The following is a 17299-nucleotide window of genomic DNA, read 5'->3' as shown; positions in this document are numbered from 1 at the left end:
GACCGGCGACCTGCGCCATGCGAACCAGCGCCGCCGTCGCGAGCGCCGCGAGAACGACTCCCCCGGCGGCGAGCATCCACCCTCCGGTCGCGACGATCTGCCAGACGCCGCCGGAGAGCATCACCAGCGCGGCGACGAGGGATGCCGTCGCGGCGAGTCGCGTGCGGCGGCGCGCACGTGCCTGACGCACCACGGGATCGCGACGAGTGGCGGCGAGCTCTTCGCGAAGGCGCTCGAGCTCGGCGTTCTCCTTCTCGGCCTGCACGCGCTTGGCGAGTCGCTGCTGGGCGAGCGCGGTGCGCGCGGTCAGCTCGAGGCGCACCTCGTCGGGGGTCTCGCTGGTCTCGGCGAGAACCCGCAGCGCCTGATTCAGCCGCACCGCGTTGCGCTCCGCCGCGTAGTACTGGTGTCGCCCGCGCCAGCTGGGCACGAAGTAGAGCCCCCAGAGCAGCACGGCGACGAGGACGATCACGCCCCCGCTCAGCACCGGCCCATCCATGTTGACCACGGTAGCGCGCGGCGGACCTCAGGCCCGCTCATTCCCGCGCGTGTGTCGCGCCGTTCAGCTCTGCAGTTCATCGTGCGGAGGCAGCGCCGCTCCGAAGGGCACGTCACCGTTCACCCAGCGGGAAAGCACCCCGCGGGGCACCTCCTCCTGCGTGAGGGCGAACGCGTGGTGGTCGCGCCAGTCCCCGTCGATGTGGATGTAGCGGCGCCGCATCCCCTCGTAGCGGAATCCGAGCTTCTGCACGATCCGCAGGCTGGCGCGGTTCTCGGGACGGATGCATATCTCGATCCGATGCAGACCGAGTTGGCCGAACGCGGCATCCGTCGCCATCGCGACCGCGGTCGGAGTGATGCCTCTCCCCGCGAACCGCTCGCTCACCCAGTACCCGATGGTGGCCGAGGCGAGCGAGCCGCGCGCGACACCCCAGATGTTGAGCTGCCCGGCGACCTCACCGTCGTACTCCATCACGAACGGGTACCCCGCGCCGTCGCGATACTGCTGCAGCAGCCGGCGGATGGCCGCTCGCATATCGAAGCCCGCGCTGCCTCCCGGAATCGTCGCCTCCCACGGCTGCAGCCAGGAGCGGTTCTCGAGCAGCTCGCGCTGCAGCACCCTCGCGTCGCGCGGCTTCACGAGTCGCAGGCCCACGGGTCCGTAGCTCATCGCGGGCAGGATGTCGTTCGACACCGTCTCTCCCCTGGTCAGAGACCGGCCGCGAACCGCTTGAGCCACGGCCGCAGCTCTTCGCCGAGGTCGTCGCGGTCGGCGGCGAGCTGCACGATCGCCTTGATGTAGTCGGCCCGATCGCCCGTGTCGTAGCGGCGTCCGCCGAAGACGACGCCGACCACACCGGGGCCGTCGCGGTCGGCTGCGAGCTCCTGCAGCGCGTCGGTCAGCTGGATCTCACCGCCCTTCCCGGGCTCGGTGCGCTCGAGGATGTCGAAGATGGCGGCCGGCAGCACGTAGCGACCGATCACGGCGAGGTTCGAGGGAGCATCCTCCGACGCGGGCTTCTCGACCAGCCCGTGCACCTCGACCACGCCGTCGACATCAGTGGCTCGCGCATCGGCGGCGCCGTACATATGGATCTGCGCAGGGTCGACCTCCATGAGGGCGATGACGGCGGCGCCGGTGCGCTCGTGCGTCGCGATCATCTCGGTCAGCAGCGGGTCGCGCTCATCGATCAAGTCGTCGCCGAGCAGCACGGCGAAAGCGCTGTCGCCAATGTGCGTGCGCGCCCGCAGCACAGCGTGCCCCAGCCCCTTCGGCTCACCCTGCCGCACGAAGTGGATGTCTGCGAGATCACTGGACTTCATCACCCGCTCGAGGCGCCCGTGGTCGCCCTTCGCCTGCAGGCGCACCTCGAGCTCGGGCACCGAATCGAAGTGATCCGAGATCGCGTTCTTGTTGCGACCGATGATGACGAGGATGTCGTGGATGCCGGCGGCGACCGCCTCCTCCACCACGTACTGGATGGCCGGCTTGTCGACGACCGGGAGCATCTCCTTCGGCATCGCCTTCGTCGCCGGGAGGAACCGCGTCCCCAGGCCCGCGGCGGGGATGACCGCCTTCATGGTGCTCATGCGGTTCAGCTTAGTCGCGGGCCCCTCCGCCGACCGGTGGGATGCCGGAATCACCCCCGTATGATCGGGGGCATGCGGAGCGAAGCAGAACAGCAGAAGCGCGCGCTGCGCGCCGAACTGCGTGAACGTCGTCAGATCCTGTCCCAGGCGCAGCGCGACGAGGCGGCCGCGGGGCTCTCCGCGCAGCTCGATGCTCTTCTCGCCGCGCACGGAGCACGATCGGTGTCATGCTTCCTCTCCGCAACGACCGAGCCGGGCACCAGGCCCTTCGTGCGGGATGCCGTGCGCCGCGGCATCCGGGTGCTGCTTCCGATCAGCCGCGCCGACGGCCTGCTCGACTGGGCGGTCGCCGACGACTCCGAGTCGGTCGGCGAGGGGCTGTTCGGGCTGCCCGAGCCGACCGGCGAGGTGCTCGGGCCGATCGCCGTCAACGACGTCGATCTGATGCTCATCCCCGCCGCCGCCGTCGACCGCGACGGCACACGTCTCGGCTGGGGACGCGGGTACTTCGACAAGACCCTCGGTTCGATGGAGCGCCGCCCGCCCGTGTACGCCGTGATCTATGATTCCGAGGTACTCGATTCGCTGCCGCGCGAAGTGCACGACCAGCCGGTCGATGGCATCGTCACCCCGACGCAGACCATCATGCTGTCGCCCGCGCGGAACTGACAGGAGCATTCCATGCCCACCTACGCCTACGCGTGCACCGCGTGCGACCACCGCTTCGACGCCGTGCAGTCCTTCTCGGAGGACTCCCTCACCCTCTGCCCGGAGTGCGGCGGGGCGCTGCGCAAGCAGTACGGGACGGTCGGAGTGACCTTCAACGGCTCGGGCTTCTATCGCACGGATTCTCGAGGAGGCGCTGGTGCCCCGGCATCCGGTTCGGCATCATCGAAGACGGAATCCTCGACGAGCGCCACCCCGGCGCCCGCGAAGGCCACGGCTTCGAAGTGAGGCCGAAGGGAACGAAGGGCACGTCCATGATCCAGGGATTCAAGGAATTCATCACCAAGGGCAATGTCATCGACCTCGCGGTCGCGGTCGTGATCGGCACGGCGTTCACCGCCATCGTGAGCGCTGTCGTGTCGAGCATCATCACCCCCCTCGTCGCACTGGTTTTCAAAGCCGATGAGGCGGGCAAGTTCGGATTCACGGTCGACAACATCTACGGCGACCCGGTGACCTTCCCGATCGGCGAGCTGATCTCGGCAGTGATCAGCTTCCTCGCCGTGGCGCTCGTCGTGTACGTCGTGTTCGTCGTGCCGATGAACAAGTACAAGGAGCGCAAGGCCGCCAAGAACCCGGCCGTCGAAGAGGAGACCCTGCCCACCGAGCAGGAGCTGCTCATCGAGATCCGCGACCTCATGCGGCGCGACGCCGGCGTCCGCTGATCACTGCGAACGCGAGAACGGCCCGTCCCTTCGGGGGGGCCGTTCTCGTGCGCCCAGACCCAGCTCAGCAGTGCGGCGACTCAGTAGTGCGGGGGCACCTCGCGCAGCATGCGCTCGTCGTTCGGCCCCCGCTCCCCCGACGGCGGCACCGAGGGCTCATCCTTCGTGTGCGGTTCCGAGGTCGTGCCCTCGACGCGGGTCAGCTTCGCGCGACGCGATCCGGCGACGCGCACGATCCGCTGACGCTCGTCATCCATCGAGATCGAAGGGCTGCGTGTCGTTCTCGGCGCGCACCGCATCCTCGTCGATCCCCAGCACGGTGGCGATGCGGCGGGCGACGGTGGCGGGATCGCTGTAGAGGTCGAACGCGTGCACGCGCACGTAGTGCCAGCCCAGCCGGCGCAGCACCTGCGGACGCAGCCGCACGCTCTCGCGCAGCGACTCCCCGCGCATCTCGGCATCGGACTCGATGACGACCGCGCGTCCGTCGTGCTGCGCGACCAGCGGCAGCAGTCCGCGATAGTCGACGTCGACCGAGGCGCCGAGACGGCGCAGCTCGCGGGCCAGCGCCAGGGTCAGCGGGTCGGCCAGATCCTCGAGGCGCGCGTCGCGGCCGCGGGCCGCAAGCCCGCCGAGGATCGACATCAGGGTCGATGCGCCGTGCTCCAGTCGTCCCTCGTCGAAGGCCGACGGCCGGATGCACGACACGATGACCATCGAGCGGCGTGCCCGCGTCATCCCGACGGTGAGCAGTCGCTCGCCGTCCTGCTGGGAGAGGTCGCCGAAGTCGCTGAGCACGCGGCCGTGCTTGGTGAGTCCGAAGCCCAGCGAGAAGATCACGCGGTCGCGGCTCTCCGCGACCGACTCCTCGAGTGTCAGCACGGCGAACGGCTCGGCCGTGTCGCGGGCGACGAAATCGGCCACATCGGATCGTCCGGAGAAGGCGGATGCCACGGCTGCCCGCACCCGTTCCGCGTGCCTGCGGCTCGCGGTGATGACCATGAGGGATTCCGTCGGGCGGTGGATGGCGTGCTCGACAGCGAGCGTCACGACGCGGGCGACCTCCGCATCCGGACTCTCGACCGCACCCGAATCGGGGTCGGGCGCGCCGACTCCCCCCTCGACGTAGTCGACGGTGAGGCTGCCGCGGCCGAGGTACGACCCGGCCCACGGCAGCGACACGATCTCGCCGCCGTAGAACGCGTCGTTGATGAGCTCAGCGAGGTCCTCGCCGCCGGCCCGGTAGCTGCGGGTCAGCGTCATGACCGGGAAGAGCTCGGCGAGACGCTCGAAGACCGACACGTCGTCGAAGTCGACCTCCCGCTCCCACTCGTCGTCGGGCACCGTGGCGACGAGGAACGGTGTGGGGCGCTGGGTGACCGGATCGCCGAAGGCGACGATCTGGCGTGCACGGCGGATCGCCGGCGCCGTCTCGGCGAGGTTCACGGCCGCGGCATCCACCAGCAGCACGGCGTCGAAGTCGACCGACTCGGGGATCAGCGGCACCTCGTACGGCGAGGCGATCCACACCGGTGCGAGCACGCGGGTGAGATCCGGTGCCGCCGAGACGATCTCGGCCGTCGTCGCCTCACCCGACTTGAGCGCCTGACGAAGGTGCGCGGCCTGATCGGGCTCGTCGACGATCGCGATGCGCCACTGACTGGCCAGGTTCCAGGCCAGCAGCGGACCTGCCATCGCGGTGTGCGCCTCGTCGACGAGGCGGAAGTCGCGCTCCAGACGGTCGACGACCGCGGTGTTGGCGCCGAGCAGCGACCGGTCGTCCTGCAGAGCCCGCTCGAGCAGCGACTGCCACCAGGCGAACTCGAGTTCGGCTGAGACCCGCTCCTCGGGCACGTGCCGCACCGAGAGGTCGGAGAGCAGCGGACGCAGACCGAGGCCGGCGAGCGCATCGCGGATCTGGGTGCGCTCGACGAGGTTGTCGAACACGGCGGACCGCGCGGCGAGGCCGGAGAGCGTGCGCACGAGACGCGCGACAGGCAGGGAGCTGAGTGGCTCGCGGCGCCCCAGCGCGCGATCCAGGTCGGCGAGCTCGGCCGACACCCGCTGCCACGCGACGTGCACGTCCGAGAGCCCGAGCGGCACCTGCGGCGCGACACCCGCTTCGACGTAGCGCTGCCACTGCGTGCGCTGCTGCTGGATGCGCAGCAGCGCCTCGTGCATCTCCGAGACGTGCGCGCCGGGGCGGACGTACTCGCGAGCGAGCTTCTTGAGCCTGCGCCGGTTGGCCGAGGACATGTTCGGCGCGTCGCGGCGCGAGCCGTGCGCCTGGATCAGCTCGCCGAGTGGTCGTTCGAAGACCGTCGGGTTGAACCGGTCGAGCGAATCCCGGATGCCCTGCAGCAGCCGCACGTACTCGCCGAGCTCGTCGATCGTGCCGAACGGCCGCATGCTCGTCTGCGCGATCAGCTCGTATCCGCGCTCGAGAAGCGAGGGCACCGCGGATCCGTGAAGCCGTCCCGCCAGCTCGTGGGCATGCTGGGCGGCCTCAGCGCTGTCGAAGCTGACGCCGTACCAGGGCGAGTCGTCGGGCCCGAAGCGGAACTCACCCAGCTTGGCCGCACGCGTGAGCGCCTGCGCGGCGTCGCTGCGGTCTCCGGCGAGCTTCTCGAGCGTCGCCATCGACAGCCGCGCTCCGGTCGACGGCGGCACGGGGAGGGCAGCGAGTCGAGCGAGCTCTCTGGTCGCGTCGAGAACGGATGCCCCGGTGCGCCCCACCGGCTCGCCCAGCGCCCCGCGGTAGTCGCGGAGCACGGTGCGCAGACGCACCAGCGCCTCGTCGAGCTCGGCGGCCTTGGGCTGCGCGGCCTTCTCGCTGCGGGTGATCGCGGTGATGAGGTCGCGACGTGCGCGGTTGGGTGACACGGCGAGCGCGTCGAGACCGACGCCGGCGAGGCGATGACGGACGCCGTCGAGCGTCGATCTGCGGGCGGAGACGACGAGAACACGTCGGCCGGAGCGCACGAGAGCGCCCAGTGCGTTGATGACGGTCTGTGTGCCGCCGGTGCCCGGCAGCGTCGACACGACCAGGGAGTGCCCGGCGGCGATGCGCGCGAGCACCTCCTCCTGCTCGGAGTCGGCGTCGAGCAGAAGGCTCTCCGAGGCGGGGGCTCGATCATCCGGCCCCGACGCGGCGGGCAGTTCGCGAGGAGCGGTGACCTGCTCGCGGTCGCCGACGTGTCCGGCGAGCGCGTTGAGCACGGGATGGTCGAGGTCGACCATGTCGCGCACCATGGCGTCGGCGACATCGGCGAACGTCGACACGACCAGGCGCGGGTTCACGGCGAACGTGTCGATCGAGCGGGTCAGCGCCCGGAGCTGATCGATCACCGGCTGCGGTTTGAAGATGCCGCCGTCGTAGGCGAGGGATGCCAGGCCGGCCGGGTCGAGCTCGATCCCGAAGTGCTCGCGTGCGACGCGCACCAGCTCGGGGTTGACCTCGAAGCGCCCGTGCAGCTTCAGCTCGAAGTCGGCGTGATGACGCCGGATGGCCAGTGGACGCAGCAGCACGGGGGCGGCGAACTGCGCGCCGCCGATGCGCCACCGCGCGATGCCGACCGCGAGGCGCACGGCATCGATGCCGCGCACCGTGCGCAGCTCGGTATTGCGCGCGGTGATGCGCTCGGCGGCCATCCGCGCGGTGCGCAGCCCCACCTCGTCGCGGAAGAGGTTCGACAGCAGCGTGGAGCGACCGGTGATGAACTGCGGCAGGCTGCCGGGATGCGCCCGGGAGATGTCGATGACGGATTCGGGTGCATCGACGAAGCTGATCAACGGCGACGCCCCGCCCAGATCGGCCGCCTGTGCGCGCAGACTGGTGCGTCGTTCCTCGGCCGCGTGCGCGATGCCGACCCCGGTCGACGAGTCGCTGAGATCGCCGAGCGTCACCGCGACCGGCTGGGTCGCGCGCTCAGCATCCTTCGCCTCTCGTCGCCACACACGGCAAGCCTAGGCGCGACCGGCGCGACCGGCGGTATTCCCGGCCGTTTCGCGGCGATTCCGCCTGCTCCCCCGGTATCTCCCTGCACAGCGGGGCGGTTGATCCGAGTTGTGCACCGACACCGCGATCGCGACGTGCCCGGGACGAGGCGGGAGAGCAGGATGGGGGAATGAGCTATCGCTACGACTTCGCACCCACGCCGTTCGGCGACGCCCTCGCGGTCTTCTCGGATGCCGGGATCGTCAGCTTCGACCTGTCGGAATCGGCGGATCCTCGGGTGCCGTGGCTTCTCGAGAGCGTCAGCCGACGGATCGGCGAGACGCCGGTGTCGGCACCCGGCATAGCCGACGAGCTCATGGCGGCGCTCGACGAGTACTTCGACGGCGGGCCCGTGCGGTTCGACGAGCGCTTCGCCTTCGACTGGCGCCTGGTCGACGGATTCACCCGGTCGGCGCTGCAGGCCGTGTGCGGCATCCCGTGGGGTCAGACCATGAGCTACGGGGAGGTCGCGGTGATCGCCGGCAGCCCCGGCGCCGCCCGTGCCGTCGGCACGGCATGCCGGGTGACGCCGCTGTCCGTGATCGTTCCGGTGCACCGCGTGATCCGCTCCGACGGCACCCCCGGCCACTACGGAGCGCATCCCGAGCGCAAGCGGTATCTGCTGGATCTCGAGCGCGACGCATCTGCGACGCGGTCGTGAACCGTGCCGCGCTGCGGGACGCGGCGGAGGTGATCTCCCGCGGGAGATGCCGAACGAAGCGGAGCCCGGCGTGTAGGCCGCCGGGCTCCGCTCCCGCCGCGCTGGGGACGCAGCATTCGGGTATCTCTGGGGAGAGACCTAGTGATCCACCGCCTTCTCCGCGCCGAAGCCGGTCAGCGAGCGCACCTCCATCTCGGCGGCGAGCGCACGCGATTCGGCGGTCTTCGCCGTGATCGTGCCGATCCAGCCGAGCAGGAAGCCCAGCGGGATCGAGACGATGCCCGGATTGTTCAGCGGGAAGATGACGATGTCGATTGCGGGGATCATCGCCTTGTCGTCGCCCGAGAACACCGGCGAGATCACGATGAGACCGATCGCCGCGATCAGACCGCCGTACATGCTCCACACCGCGCCGCGGGTGTTGAAGCGCTTCCAGAACAGCGAGTAGAGGATGGTCGGCAGGTTCGCGGATGCGGCGATGGCGAACGCGAGCGCGACGAGGAAGGCGATGTTCTGCCCCTGCGCGCCGATGCCGCCGACGATCGCGAGAACTCCGATGACGATGACCGTGCGTCGCGCCACCTTGACCTCGCCGTTCGGGTCGACTGTGCCCGTGCCGTCCTTGCCGCGCTTGATCACGTTCGAGTAGATGTCATGCGCGAACGATGCCGCCGCGGTGATCGTCAGGCCGGCGACGACCGCGAGGATGGTCGCGAACGCCACCGCCGAGATGAAGCCCATCAGCAGCGGGCCGCCCAGCGCCTGAGCGAGCAGTGGTGCCGCGGAGTTCACCCCGCCTGGAGCTGCTGCGATCCGCTCCGGTCCGACGAGCGCGCCGGCCCCGTAGCCGAGCACCAGCGTCAGGAGGTAGAACCCGCCGATCAGCCAGATCGCCCAGACCACCGATCGCCGCGCTTCCTTCGCCGTGGGCACGGTGTAGAAGCGCATCAGCACGTGCGGCAGACCGGCGGTGCCGAGAACCAGTGCCATGCCGAGAGAGAGGAAGTCGAGCGGATTCGCGCCGTACTGCAGACCGGGGCCGAGGATCTTCTCACCGTTGGGCGAATTGTCGACGGCGCTCTCGAGCAGCGTGTTCAGGCTGAAGCCATGCAGCGCGAGGACCCACAGCGTCATCGCGAGGGCACCGGCGATGAGCAGCACCGCCTTGACGATCTGCACCCACGTCGTGCCCTTCATGCCCCCGATCAGCACGTACACGATCATGAGCACGCCCACGATCGCGATCACGAGCGACTGGCCGAGCCTGTCGTCGATGCCGAGCAGCAGGGAGACGAGTCCGCCCGCACCCGACATCTGCGCGAGCAGATAGAAGAAGCAGACGGCGAGGGTCGTGAGAGCAGCCGCCATGCGCACGGGCCGCTGCTTGAGGCGGAACGAGAGCACGTCCGCCATCGTGAACTTCCCCGTGTTGCGCATCATCTCGGCGACGAGCAGAAGCGCGACGAGCCACGCCACGAGGAATCCGATCGAGTAGAGGAATCCGTCATACCCGTTCAGTGCGATGGCTCCGCAGATGCCGAGGAACGACGCGGCCGACAGATAGTCGCCGGCGATGGCGAAGCCGTTCTGCGTGCCGCTGAACGATCGACCGGCTGCGTAGTAGTCGGCGGCGGTCTTGTTGTTGCGACTCGCGCGGATCACGATGAACAGGGTGACCGCGACGAATGCGCCGAAGATCGCGATGTTCAGCACCGGGTCGTTCTGGACCGCCTCGGCGGCCAGGGGCGTCGTCGTCATGCCTTCGTCTCCGCCTTCTCGAGTTCTTCACGAATTCCGGTCGCGATCGGATCGAGGCGCCGATTGGCGAAGGACACATAGGCCATCGTGATGACGAAAGTGGTGACGAACTGGCCGAGCCCCATGAGCAGGCCGACGGTGATGTCACCCCAGACGCGCTGGCTCATGAAGTCCGTCGCGAATGCGGCCAGCAGTACGTAAGCGAAATACCAGACAAGGAAGAACCCGGCCATCGGGAAGATGAACGAGCGCTGCAGACGCCGCAATCCCTGGAATCCGTCCGATTCCTCGACAGCGATGTAGTCGATTCCCGGGGATGAGTCGTGGTTCGTCGGATGAGTCATGGGGCCTCCTTGCCACATGTCCGTCTTCCGCGTGAAGGAATTCACGCGGTGGTAGGGTCGACGCTACGAAACGGGCGGACCCTGCCGTCACCCCCGAAAGTTGGTATCAGTGGAATCGGACACGCACCGGGCCGCCGCAGAGGATCCCGTGGCCGCTGGCGTGCGAGAACTCGCTCGCCGCACCCGCTTCCCGGTCGCGTTCGGCGGGCTCATCGAAGACGGCGTGGTGCGGGTCACCAGCATCGTCGGAAATCGCACGCACAGCCTCGCCGGACTGACCGTGCGGCCGGAGCGCGGCCTCGGCGGCCGCGCCATGATCGAGCTGCGACCCCGGATGACGAGCAACTACCGCGCATCGCAGCAGATCACACACGACTACGACGTGTTCGTGCTGGGCGAGGGTCTGCGCACGCTGCTCGCGCTGCCGATCGTCGTCGACGGCCGGCCTCGCGGTGTGCTCTACGCCGGGGCGTGGGAGGAATCGCACGTCGGCGGCTTCACGACAGCACCGGCGATGAGCGTGGCGCAGAACGTCGCGAACGAATTGCGCATCCGAGACGAAGTGGCGCGGCGCATCTCGGCGCGGCGGGACGCTGCGGTGCAGGGCTCGCGCCTCGAAGACCTCCGCGAGAGCTTCGCCGAGCTGCGCAGCATCGCCGCGGCGGTGAGCGACGAGAGTATCCGAGAGCGCATCGCCGCCGTCGAACGACGCCTGGTGGGCGCGTCCGCGCCAGAGTCGACCACGACGACGGCGCCCGCGACCGTGCGCCTCTCGCCCCGTGAGACGGACGTGCTCGCGTGCGCAGCGCTGGGTGAGACGAACGCGGAGATCGCCGCGAAACTGGGATTGCGCGAAGGCACCGTGAAGGCATATCTCAGCGCGGCCATGTCGAAACTCGACGCGTCGACGCGTCATGCGGCGGTCGCGCGGGCACGACGCGCGGGACTTCTTCCCTGACTCATGAAGACATTTCGCGCGGTGCGTTCGAAATAAGAATGCGCGCCGATTGCGCGAACCTCATGAATTCAAATACCGTATTGTCATGGCTCGAAGAATTGTGCACCAGCTGGTCGACGATATCGATGGAACGCTTCTCGACGTCGGTGAAGGCGAGACCGTTCATTTTGCACTGAATGGTGTCGCCTACGAGATCGATCTGACGAATTCCCACGCGGAGGCGCTGCGGGACGCGCTCGCCCCGTACATCGAGGCGGGCCGGCGCGCAGCCGGATCCACCGCGACCCGCTCCTCCTCGCCGCGCCGCCGTTCGGCATCGAACTCGGACACGGGCGCGATCCGCGAGTGGGCGAAGAAGCAGGGCATGAAGGTCTCGGAGCGCGGGCGGATCGCCGCCGACGTGCTCGAGGCCTATCACGCAGCACACTGAACCCACGCAGACGACTTCGAATCCCCATCGGGCGCTTCACGCGCCGCTCGTCGGCGACGTCGCTCGCCTTGGCAGGCATCGCGGCTCGCGGAGCCTCAGGGCCCGCTGTCGCGGGCGGATAGACGACACGGGGAGCCACCCTCCGGGCGGCTCCCTGCGTCGTCGTGCCCTCGACAGGATTCGAACCTGCGACCTGCCCTTTAGGAGAGGGCCGCTCTATCCGACTGAGCTACGAAGGCGCCAGACAAGTCTAGTCACCGGCCTGCGCCTACGCCGCCAACGCCAGGTATCGCTCCCACACCGGATCCCCGCGCTCGGCACCGCGCACGACCCACGTTCCGCCGTGCGGCGCACGCGGCGGCCTCTGCAGCTGCCAGCCCATCTCCTGCGGCGTGCGGTCGCTCTTGGCGTTGTTGCAGCGGAGGCAGCACGCGACGAGGTTCTCCCAGCTGTTCGCTCCCCCGCGTGATCGGGGCATGACGTGGTCGATCGTCGATGCGGTCCTCCCGCAGTATCCGCAGCGGTGCTCGTCCCGCCGCAGCACACCTCGACGGGTGACCGGCTGGCGACGCGCGGCCGGAACGCGCACGTAGCGGGTGAGCAGGATGACCACGGGGCGATCGAATCGTCGGCATCCGGCGATCACAGGATCGTTCTCGACGCGCTCGATCACGCTGGCCTTGTCGTTCATCACGAGCACCATGGCTCTCTTGAACGAGACCACCGTCAGCGGTTCGTATCCGGCATTCAGGACCAGTGTGCGCATCGTCGCCATCCTCTCGATCCGCCGGGATGGCTTCCCGGCGCTCTCGACTCACACGACGCCGGCGGATCAGGAGGAGACGCAGATACACGAAGAGGCGCTGTCTACAGACAGCGCCTCTCGCGCTCGGTCAGACCGAGATGGATCTGCGGGCGTTGCCGAAGAACCAGACGACCGAGTGCATCCATGGTGCGGATGCCCGGTATCGAGCTCATCGGCTTCCTCCCGTCCGTTCGACGACGCGTTCAGGGTAACCCATCCGCGTGAACAGCGGATGCAGGGGATCTGAACGGCGTGCCGGTCAGCCGGCGTTGGCGCGCAGCCAGCCGATGGGTTCCACGAGCGATCCGTTGACCTGGACCTCGAAGTGCAGATGAGCGCCGTAGGAGCGGCCGGTGTTGCCCACTTTGCCGATGAACTGACCCGGCTCCACGGTCTGTCCGGCCTGAACGGCGCGGGTGCCGTTGGTCATGTGGGCATAGAGGGTCGACACGCGCTTGCCGCCGACGACGGAGTCGATGACGACGGCCACCCCGTAGCCGAAGTGGCTCTCGGATGACACGCGCACCACACCGCCGGTCGCGGCGAAGATGGGGGTGCCGGCGGGCGCGACCATGTCGGCGCCGTTGTGGCTGGCACTCAGCGTGCGGCTGACGGAGTACGAGCCCTGCGGCAGCGGATAGCGCACCGCGCCGGAGCCGGCCGAGATGAGCTGGAGGTCGGCGTCGCTGATGCTGCCGCCGCGGGCGCCGGAGCTGGCGGCGACGCGGGCCGCTGCGGCCGCACGGGCCTTGGCTGCCTCTTCCGCCTTCTTCTTCTCGATCTCGTCGGGAGTCGTGGCCGAGTATGTGCCGCGCTCGAGGGGAGCGGTCGTGGCCTCGGATGCGACCACGAGGGACTGCGCATCGTCGAAGGCCATCTGCTGAAGCGTGGTGGCCGCACTCGGGGTGGTCTTGGTGGATGCCAGAGCGGGAAGCGCGACACCGGCGACCAGGGCGCCCACGGCACCCAGGATGGCGACGGTGCGCATGGGCTTGACGCTCGAGCGCGCGCCGCGAGGTGCTCGCCGAGGTGAGGGCTTCGGGGTGCCCGCAGGCTCGGTCGGGACGATTTCTTCAGCCAAAAGGGATTCCTCCTGCGCCTCCGCGCTTCGGGTAGCGCAGGCTCGTCAGCAATGTCGTTTTATCGGGCACGTATGTCACACGGCACGTTGTGCGAACTCTTCGCGAAGACGACGAGCCAGGGAGGCGATCTTCGCGATTTCCGTCATCGGCGGGCTTCTTCTCCGACGACTTCACCGAGGTTACCGGAAGATAACGATTCTGTCACCCTGCGAACCTGGCAATCCGCCTCGCTCACAGCAGAAGACGTCCTGATCAGCCATTCTCTCCGACGAGGAAGATGTGCGAGGCCAGCTCGACGGGAAGCTCGAGGCCCGAATCGCTGCCCTCCATCTGGATGAGCACGTACCCCTCGCTGTAGCGGTAATCGCCGCTCGCGCCGGGAACCACGCCTGCATCCCTCAGCTGCTCGAGCAGCTCGGGGCTGACCTGCGCCGGCTCGGCGAGCCGGCGCACCGTGCCCGTGATGGGGCCGCCGGCGGCATCCAGTCTCTTCACGAGACCCACCACGCCCGATTCGAAAGCCGGTGTCTCGACGTCGCCGAGCTGGTCGAGTCCGGGAATGGGGTTGCCGTACGGCGACTCGGTCGGGTGCCCGAGCAGCTCGACGAGACGACGCTCGACCTGCTCGCTCATCACGTGCTCCCAGCGGCAGGCCTCTTCGTGCACGTACGCCCAGTCGAGGCCGATCACGTCGGAGAGCAGGCGCTCGGCCAGACGATGCTTGCGCATCACGTGCACCGCCTTGCCGCGGCCGGCGTCGGTGAGCTCGAGACGACGGTCCTCGGACACGACGACGAGCCCGTCGCGCTCCATGCGACCCACGGTCTGCGACACCGTGGGTCCGGAGTGGCCCAGGCGCTCGGAGATCCGCGCACGAAGCGGCACGATGTTCTCCTCTTCGAGTTCGAGGATGGTGCGCAGGTACATCTCGGTCGTGTCGATCAGGTCGGTCATTCGTGGCCTCCGAAGTTCTTAGGCAAGCCTACCTTCCCGCTCGACGCCGCGACTGTCACAGGGCGCGGCCCCCGCAGTCCCCGCATCTACAATCGACCCATGTCGATCGAGATCCCCCGCGAACTCCTGCCCGCCGACGGACGCTTCGGCTGCGGCCCCTCGAAGGTCCGCACCGCTCAGGTGGACGCCCTCGCCGCCGCCGGCGTCAGCCTGCTCGGCACCTCGCACCGCCAGGCGCCCGTGAAGAATCTGGTCGGCAGCGTGCGCGAGCGACTCGCCGCGCTGTTCCGCCTGCCGGAGGGCTACGAGATCATCCTCGGCAACGGCGGGTCGACCGCGTTCTGGGATGCCGCCGCCTTCGGTCTCATCGAGCAGCGCAGCCAGAATCTCGTGTTCGGAGAGTTCGGCGGCAAATTCGCCAAGGCGGCAGCGGCACCCTGGCTGCAGGCACCGGACGTGCGCACGGCTGACGCGGGGTCGCTCGCTCTGCCCGAGGTCGTGGAGGGAGTCGACGTGTACGCCTGGCCGCACAACGAGACGTCGACGGGCGTCGCGGCTCCCGTGCAGCGAGTCGGCGCCGAAGGAGCGCTCACCGTCATCGACGCGACCAGTGCGGCCGGCGGCATCGACTTCGACATCGCCCAGGCCGATGTCTACTACTTCGCCCCGCAGAAGAACCTCGGATCCGACGGCGGGCTGTGGTTCGCGGCGGTGTCGCCGGCCGCGATCGACCGGATCGAGCGCATCGCCGCGTCCGGACGGTACATCCCCGAATTCCTCAGCCTGAAGAACGCGGTCGACAACTCGCGGCTGAACCAGACGCTGAACACGCCGGCTCTCGCCACGCTGCACCTGCTCGACAGCCAGCTCGAGTGGATCCTCGCGGGCGGCGGGCTCACCTGGGCGGCGGCGCGCACTGCAGAGTCCTCCGGGCTTCTCTACGACTGGGCCGCCGCGTCGGACGTCGCCACCGCGTTCGTCAGCGATGCCGCCCACCGCTCCCCCGTCGTCGCCACGATCGACTTCGATGAGAGCGTCGATGCGGCGGCGGTCGCGAAGACACTGCGCGCGAACGGCATCGTCGACACGGAGCCGTATCGCAAGCTCGGCCGCAACCAGCTGCGCGTGGCGACGTTCGTGTCGATCGAACCCGATGACGTGCGCCAGCTGATCCGCTCGATCGAGCACGTGCTCGCGCACCAGGGCTGAAACGCACGGCGGCCTCGCCGTCGACACTCCGCCATCACGACGACGCCCCCTCCGATCCCGCGGATCGGAGGGGGCGTCGGCGGTCAGAGGGGGCGTCGGTGTTCGTCACGACGGGCGTCGGTCACTCGGACTCGTCGAGGTCCTCATCGTCGTCGTCGGACGATTCGTCGTCGGATTCGTCGTCGGACTCGTCATCGGAAACGTCGAGCTCATCGATGTCGACGCCGTCGACATCACCGGCGTGCAGACGAGGCGAGACATCATCGTCGGAGTGGTCGTCGTCCTCGTCGGAATCCGCGTCATCGGAGTCCGCGTCATCGGAGCCGTCGTCCTCATCCGCGTCCACCGGGGCATCCGCGGCCTGCGCGGCGAGCTCGGCCTGATGTGCGCGGTACTCCGCGAGGCGCTCGGCCCACGGCACCCAGTCGGGCGCGAGCAGCGCGCCGTCGCCGGGCATCAGCTCGACCTCGAGCACCGTCGGCTCCGAGCCGTCGACCTGAGCGACCGTGACAGTCCAGAACCATCCCGGGTATCCGGGGAGGCGATTCTCGAAGCGCAGCGAGACCGCGCCGTTCTCCTCGACCGCATGCCCGGCTGCGGGCCCCACAGTCGCCGGAGCGGTGATCTCGTGCAGCGCGGCCAGCGCGAGATCACGCGTGGTCTCGGCGAGGCGATCAGGCGTCGAGGTCATCAGCGACCTTGCGAAGGACAGCGGCGACCGTGCGGCTCCTGGTCGCCGAGGGGTACCGGCCGCGGCGGAGGTCGCCGCCCATCTCGTCGAGCATCCGCACCAGATCCTCCACGATCACGGCCATGTCGTCGGCGGGCTTGCGCGCGGCCTTGGCCAGGCTGGGCGGGGCGTCGAGCACGCGCACGGACAGCGCCTGCGGGCCGCGGCGACCGTCTGCCAGGCCGAACTCGACGCGAGCGTTCTTCTTCACCGAGACGCCTGCAGGAAGGGCGGAGGCGTGCAGGAAGACGTCCTGGCCGTCATCGGATGCGATGAAGCCGAACCCCTTCTCTTCGTCGTAGAACCTGACCTTGCCGGTGGGCATGGGCGAACCTCACTGAAACACGGAACGGAGATGTCGCGCGGCGGCGCGACCCCTTCAGCCTACCCGCCCCCTCATGCCGCCAGGCGCTACGCTGAGGGCGATGAGCAAGCACGACGACACCAGCGCGCCGCAGACCGGGCGACTCGAACGATTCCTCGCCTTCACCGCGCTCGTCCTGGCCGCCGTGTCGGTCATCTGCTTCTTCTCGATCATCATCGGCACTGCCGTGGGGATGGATCAGTCGGCCTTCGCGCAGGGCGCCTGGCCCATCGTGGCCGGGCTTCCGCTGTTCGGCCTGCCGATCGCCTTCCTGATGATCATCACGCTGCTCGTGCTCAGCTGGGCTCGCAGGGGACGCGCAGGCTCCGGATCCTGACCATGACCACACACGCCCGCCCGCTGGCTGACCAGCTCGCATCGGCGAGCGACGCGCAGCTGGAGCGGGTGCTGCGTGAGCGGGCCGTGCGCCCCGACGTCGGCTGGACAGACTTCTTCGACGCCGCGGAGGCGCTTCTCGAGCCTGCGTCGATCGAGCGCGCCCTGGCGCGTCTGACACGCGCCGAG

General features: G+C 69.0%; 19 protein-coding genes, 1 tRNA gene and 2 pseudogenes. 9 read left to right on the top strand and 13 right to left on the bottom strand.

Annotation, left to right across the window (positions count from 1 at the left end):
- The 3 genes and pseudogenes from RT309_RS07900 to galU form a co-directional block, all read right to left on the bottom strand.
- A pseudogene (locus tag RT309_RS07900) lies at positions 1–499 on the bottom strand (hypothetical protein); the annotation flags it as partial.
- A 63-nt stretch (positions 500–562) separates the two neighbouring features.
- Positions 563–1171, bottom strand: coding sequence for a GNAT family protein (locus RT309_RS07895; protein WP_313356308.1), 609 nt, complete (start codon positions 1169–1171; stop codon positions 563–565).
- 38 nt (positions 1172–1209) lie between these two features.
- The gene (gene galU / locus RT309_RS07890) at positions 1210–2082 is read right to left on the bottom strand and encodes a UTP--glucose-1-phosphate uridylyltransferase GalU (protein ID WP_313356307.1); all 873 of its coding nucleotides are present in this window, start codon (positions 2080–2082) and stop codon (positions 1210–1212) included.
- Between the two features lie 81 nt (positions 2083–2163).
- On the opposite strand from galU, the gene RT309_RS07885 reads away from it, so the two are divergent.
- Genes RT309_RS07885 through mscL form a run of 3 tightly spaced genes read left to right on the top strand, consistent with a single transcriptional unit; the run spans position 2164 to position 3482 of the window.
- Positions 2164–2760, top strand: coding sequence for a 5-formyltetrahydrofolate cyclo-ligase (locus RT309_RS07885; RefSeq protein ID WP_313356304.1), 597 nt, complete (start codon positions 2164–2166; stop codon positions 2758–2760).
- A gap of 12 nt (positions 2761–2772) precedes the next feature.
- The gene (locus RT309_RS07880) at positions 2773–3045 is read left to right on the top strand and encodes an FmdB family zinc ribbon protein (RefSeq protein ID WP_313356303.1); all 273 of its coding nucleotides are present in this window, start codon (positions 2773–2775) and stop codon (positions 3043–3045) included.
- A gap of 26 nt (positions 3046–3071) precedes the next feature.
- The gene (gene mscL, locus RT309_RS07875) at positions 3072–3482 is read left to right on the top strand and encodes a large conductance mechanosensitive channel protein MscL (RefSeq protein WP_313356302.1); all 411 of its coding nucleotides are present in this window, start codon (positions 3072–3074) and stop codon (positions 3480–3482) included.
- Between the two features lie 80 nt (positions 3483–3562).
- On the opposite strand, the gene RT309_RS07870 is transcribed toward mscL, so the two are convergent.
- Together RT309_RS07870 and RT309_RS07865 are read right to left on the bottom strand one after the other, a co-directional pair.
- The gene (locus RT309_RS07870) at positions 3563–3739 is read right to left on the bottom strand and encodes a hypothetical protein (RefSeq protein WP_313356301.1); all 177 of its coding nucleotides are present in this window, start codon (positions 3737–3739) and stop codon (positions 3563–3565) included.
- Positions 3732–7439, bottom strand: a complete 3708-nt coding sequence (locus RT309_RS07865; protein ID WP_396654430.1) for an AAA family ATPase — start codon at positions 7437–7439, stop codon at positions 3732–3734. Before RT309_RS07865 ends, RT309_RS07870 begins: the two co-directional genes overlap by 8 nt.
- Before the next feature lie 170 nt (positions 7440–7609).
- Between RT309_RS07865 and RT309_RS07860 the strand changes: the two genes are divergently transcribed.
- Positions 7610–8140 carry a methylated-DNA--[protein]-cysteine S-methyltransferase gene (locus RT309_RS07860; RefSeq protein ID WP_313356300.1) on the top strand — a complete coding sequence of 177 codons (531 nt, stop codon included), beginning with the start codon at positions 7610–7612 and terminating at the stop codon, positions 8138–8140.
- 138 nt (positions 8141–8278) lie between these two features.
- Here RT309_RS07860 and RT309_RS07855 read toward each other — a convergent pair whose 3' ends face one another.
- Positions 8279–9898 (bottom strand): sodium:solute symporter family transporter, encoded by a 1620-nt coding sequence (locus tag RT309_RS07855; protein ID WP_313356299.1) that lies wholly within the window; start codon positions 9896–9898, stop codon positions 8279–8281.
- Entirely contained in the window at positions 9895–10242 is a 348-nt protein-coding gene (locus tag RT309_RS07850; RefSeq protein WP_313356298.1) for a DUF485 domain-containing protein, read from the bottom strand. The genes RT309_RS07855 and RT309_RS07850 overlap by 4 nt, the downstream gene beginning before the upstream one ends.
- Before the next feature lie 109 nt (positions 10243–10351).
- Between RT309_RS07850 and RT309_RS07845 the strand changes: the two genes are divergently transcribed.
- Both RT309_RS07845 and RT309_RS07840 read left to right on the top strand, forming a co-directional pair.
- Positions 10352–11200, top strand: a complete 849-nt coding sequence (locus RT309_RS07845) for a LuxR C-terminal-related transcriptional regulator (RefSeq protein ID WP_313356297.1) — start codon at positions 10352–10354, stop codon at positions 11198–11200.
- An 85-nt stretch (positions 11201–11285) separates the two neighbouring features.
- Positions 11286–11630 (top strand): Lsr2 family protein, encoded by a 345-nt coding sequence (locus RT309_RS07840; RefSeq protein WP_313356305.1) that lies wholly within the window; start codon positions 11286–11288, stop codon positions 11628–11630.
- A gap of 165 nt (positions 11631–11795) precedes the next feature.
- Here the strand turns inward: RT309_RS07840 and RT309_RS07835 are convergent.
- The 4 genes from RT309_RS07835 to RT309_RS07820 form a co-directional block, all read right to left on the bottom strand.
- Positions 11796–11869, bottom strand: a tRNA-Arg gene (locus RT309_RS07835).
- Between the two features lie 29 nt (positions 11870–11898).
- Entirely contained in the window at positions 11899–12396 is a 498-nt protein-coding gene (locus tag RT309_RS07830; protein ID WP_313356296.1) for an HNH endonuclease, read from the bottom strand.
- Positions 12397–12694: 298 nt separating this feature from the next.
- Positions 12695–13423 (bottom strand): M23 family metallopeptidase, encoded by a 729-nt coding sequence (locus RT309_RS07825; RefSeq protein ID WP_313356295.1) that lies wholly within the window; start codon positions 13421–13423, stop codon positions 12695–12697.
- 346 nt (positions 13424–13769) lie between these two features.
- On the bottom strand, positions 13770–14471 hold the full coding sequence (locus tag RT309_RS07820) for a metal-dependent transcriptional regulator (protein WP_313356294.1): 702 nt from the start codon (positions 14469–14471) through the stop codon (positions 13770–13772).
- Between the two features lie 99 nt (positions 14472–14570).
- Between RT309_RS07820 and serC the strand changes: the two genes are divergently transcribed.
- Complete coding sequence (gene serC, locus RT309_RS07815; RefSeq protein ID WP_313356293.1) at positions 14571–15680, top strand: phosphoserine transaminase; 1110 nt, start codon at positions 14571–14573, stop codon at positions 15678–15680.
- 121 nt (positions 15681–15801) lie between these two features.
- Here serC and RT309_RS07810 read toward each other — a convergent pair whose 3' ends face one another.
- Both RT309_RS07810 and RT309_RS07805 read right to left on the bottom strand, forming a co-directional pair.
- Positions 15802–16371 (bottom strand): DUF3027 domain-containing protein, encoded by a 570-nt coding sequence (locus tag RT309_RS07810; RefSeq protein WP_313356292.1) that lies wholly within the window; start codon positions 16369–16371, stop codon positions 15802–15804.
- Complete coding sequence (locus RT309_RS07805) at positions 16355–16735, bottom strand: cold shock domain-containing protein (RefSeq protein ID WP_313356291.1); 381 nt, start codon at positions 16733–16735, stop codon at positions 16355–16357. The genes RT309_RS07810 and RT309_RS07805 overlap by 17 nt, the downstream gene beginning before the upstream one ends.
- Before the next feature lie 100 nt (positions 16736–16835).
- Here RT309_RS07805 and RT309_RS07800 point away from each other — a divergent pair, with 100 nt between their 5' ends.
- Positions 16836–17111, top strand: coding sequence for a multidrug ABC transporter ATPase (locus RT309_RS07800; protein WP_313356290.1), 276 nt, complete (start codon positions 16836–16838; stop codon positions 17109–17111).
- 2 nt (positions 17112–17113) lie between these two features.
- Positions 17114–17299 (top strand): annotated as a pseudogene (locus tag RT309_RS07795) (hypothetical protein); the annotation flags it as partial.

This window comes from Microbacterium sp., assembly GCF_032084865.1.
Taxonomy (GTDB): Bacteria; Actinomycetota; Actinomycetes; order Actinomycetales; family Microbacteriaceae; genus Microbacterium.
This window is presented reverse-complemented; position numbering and strand designations above follow the sequence as displayed.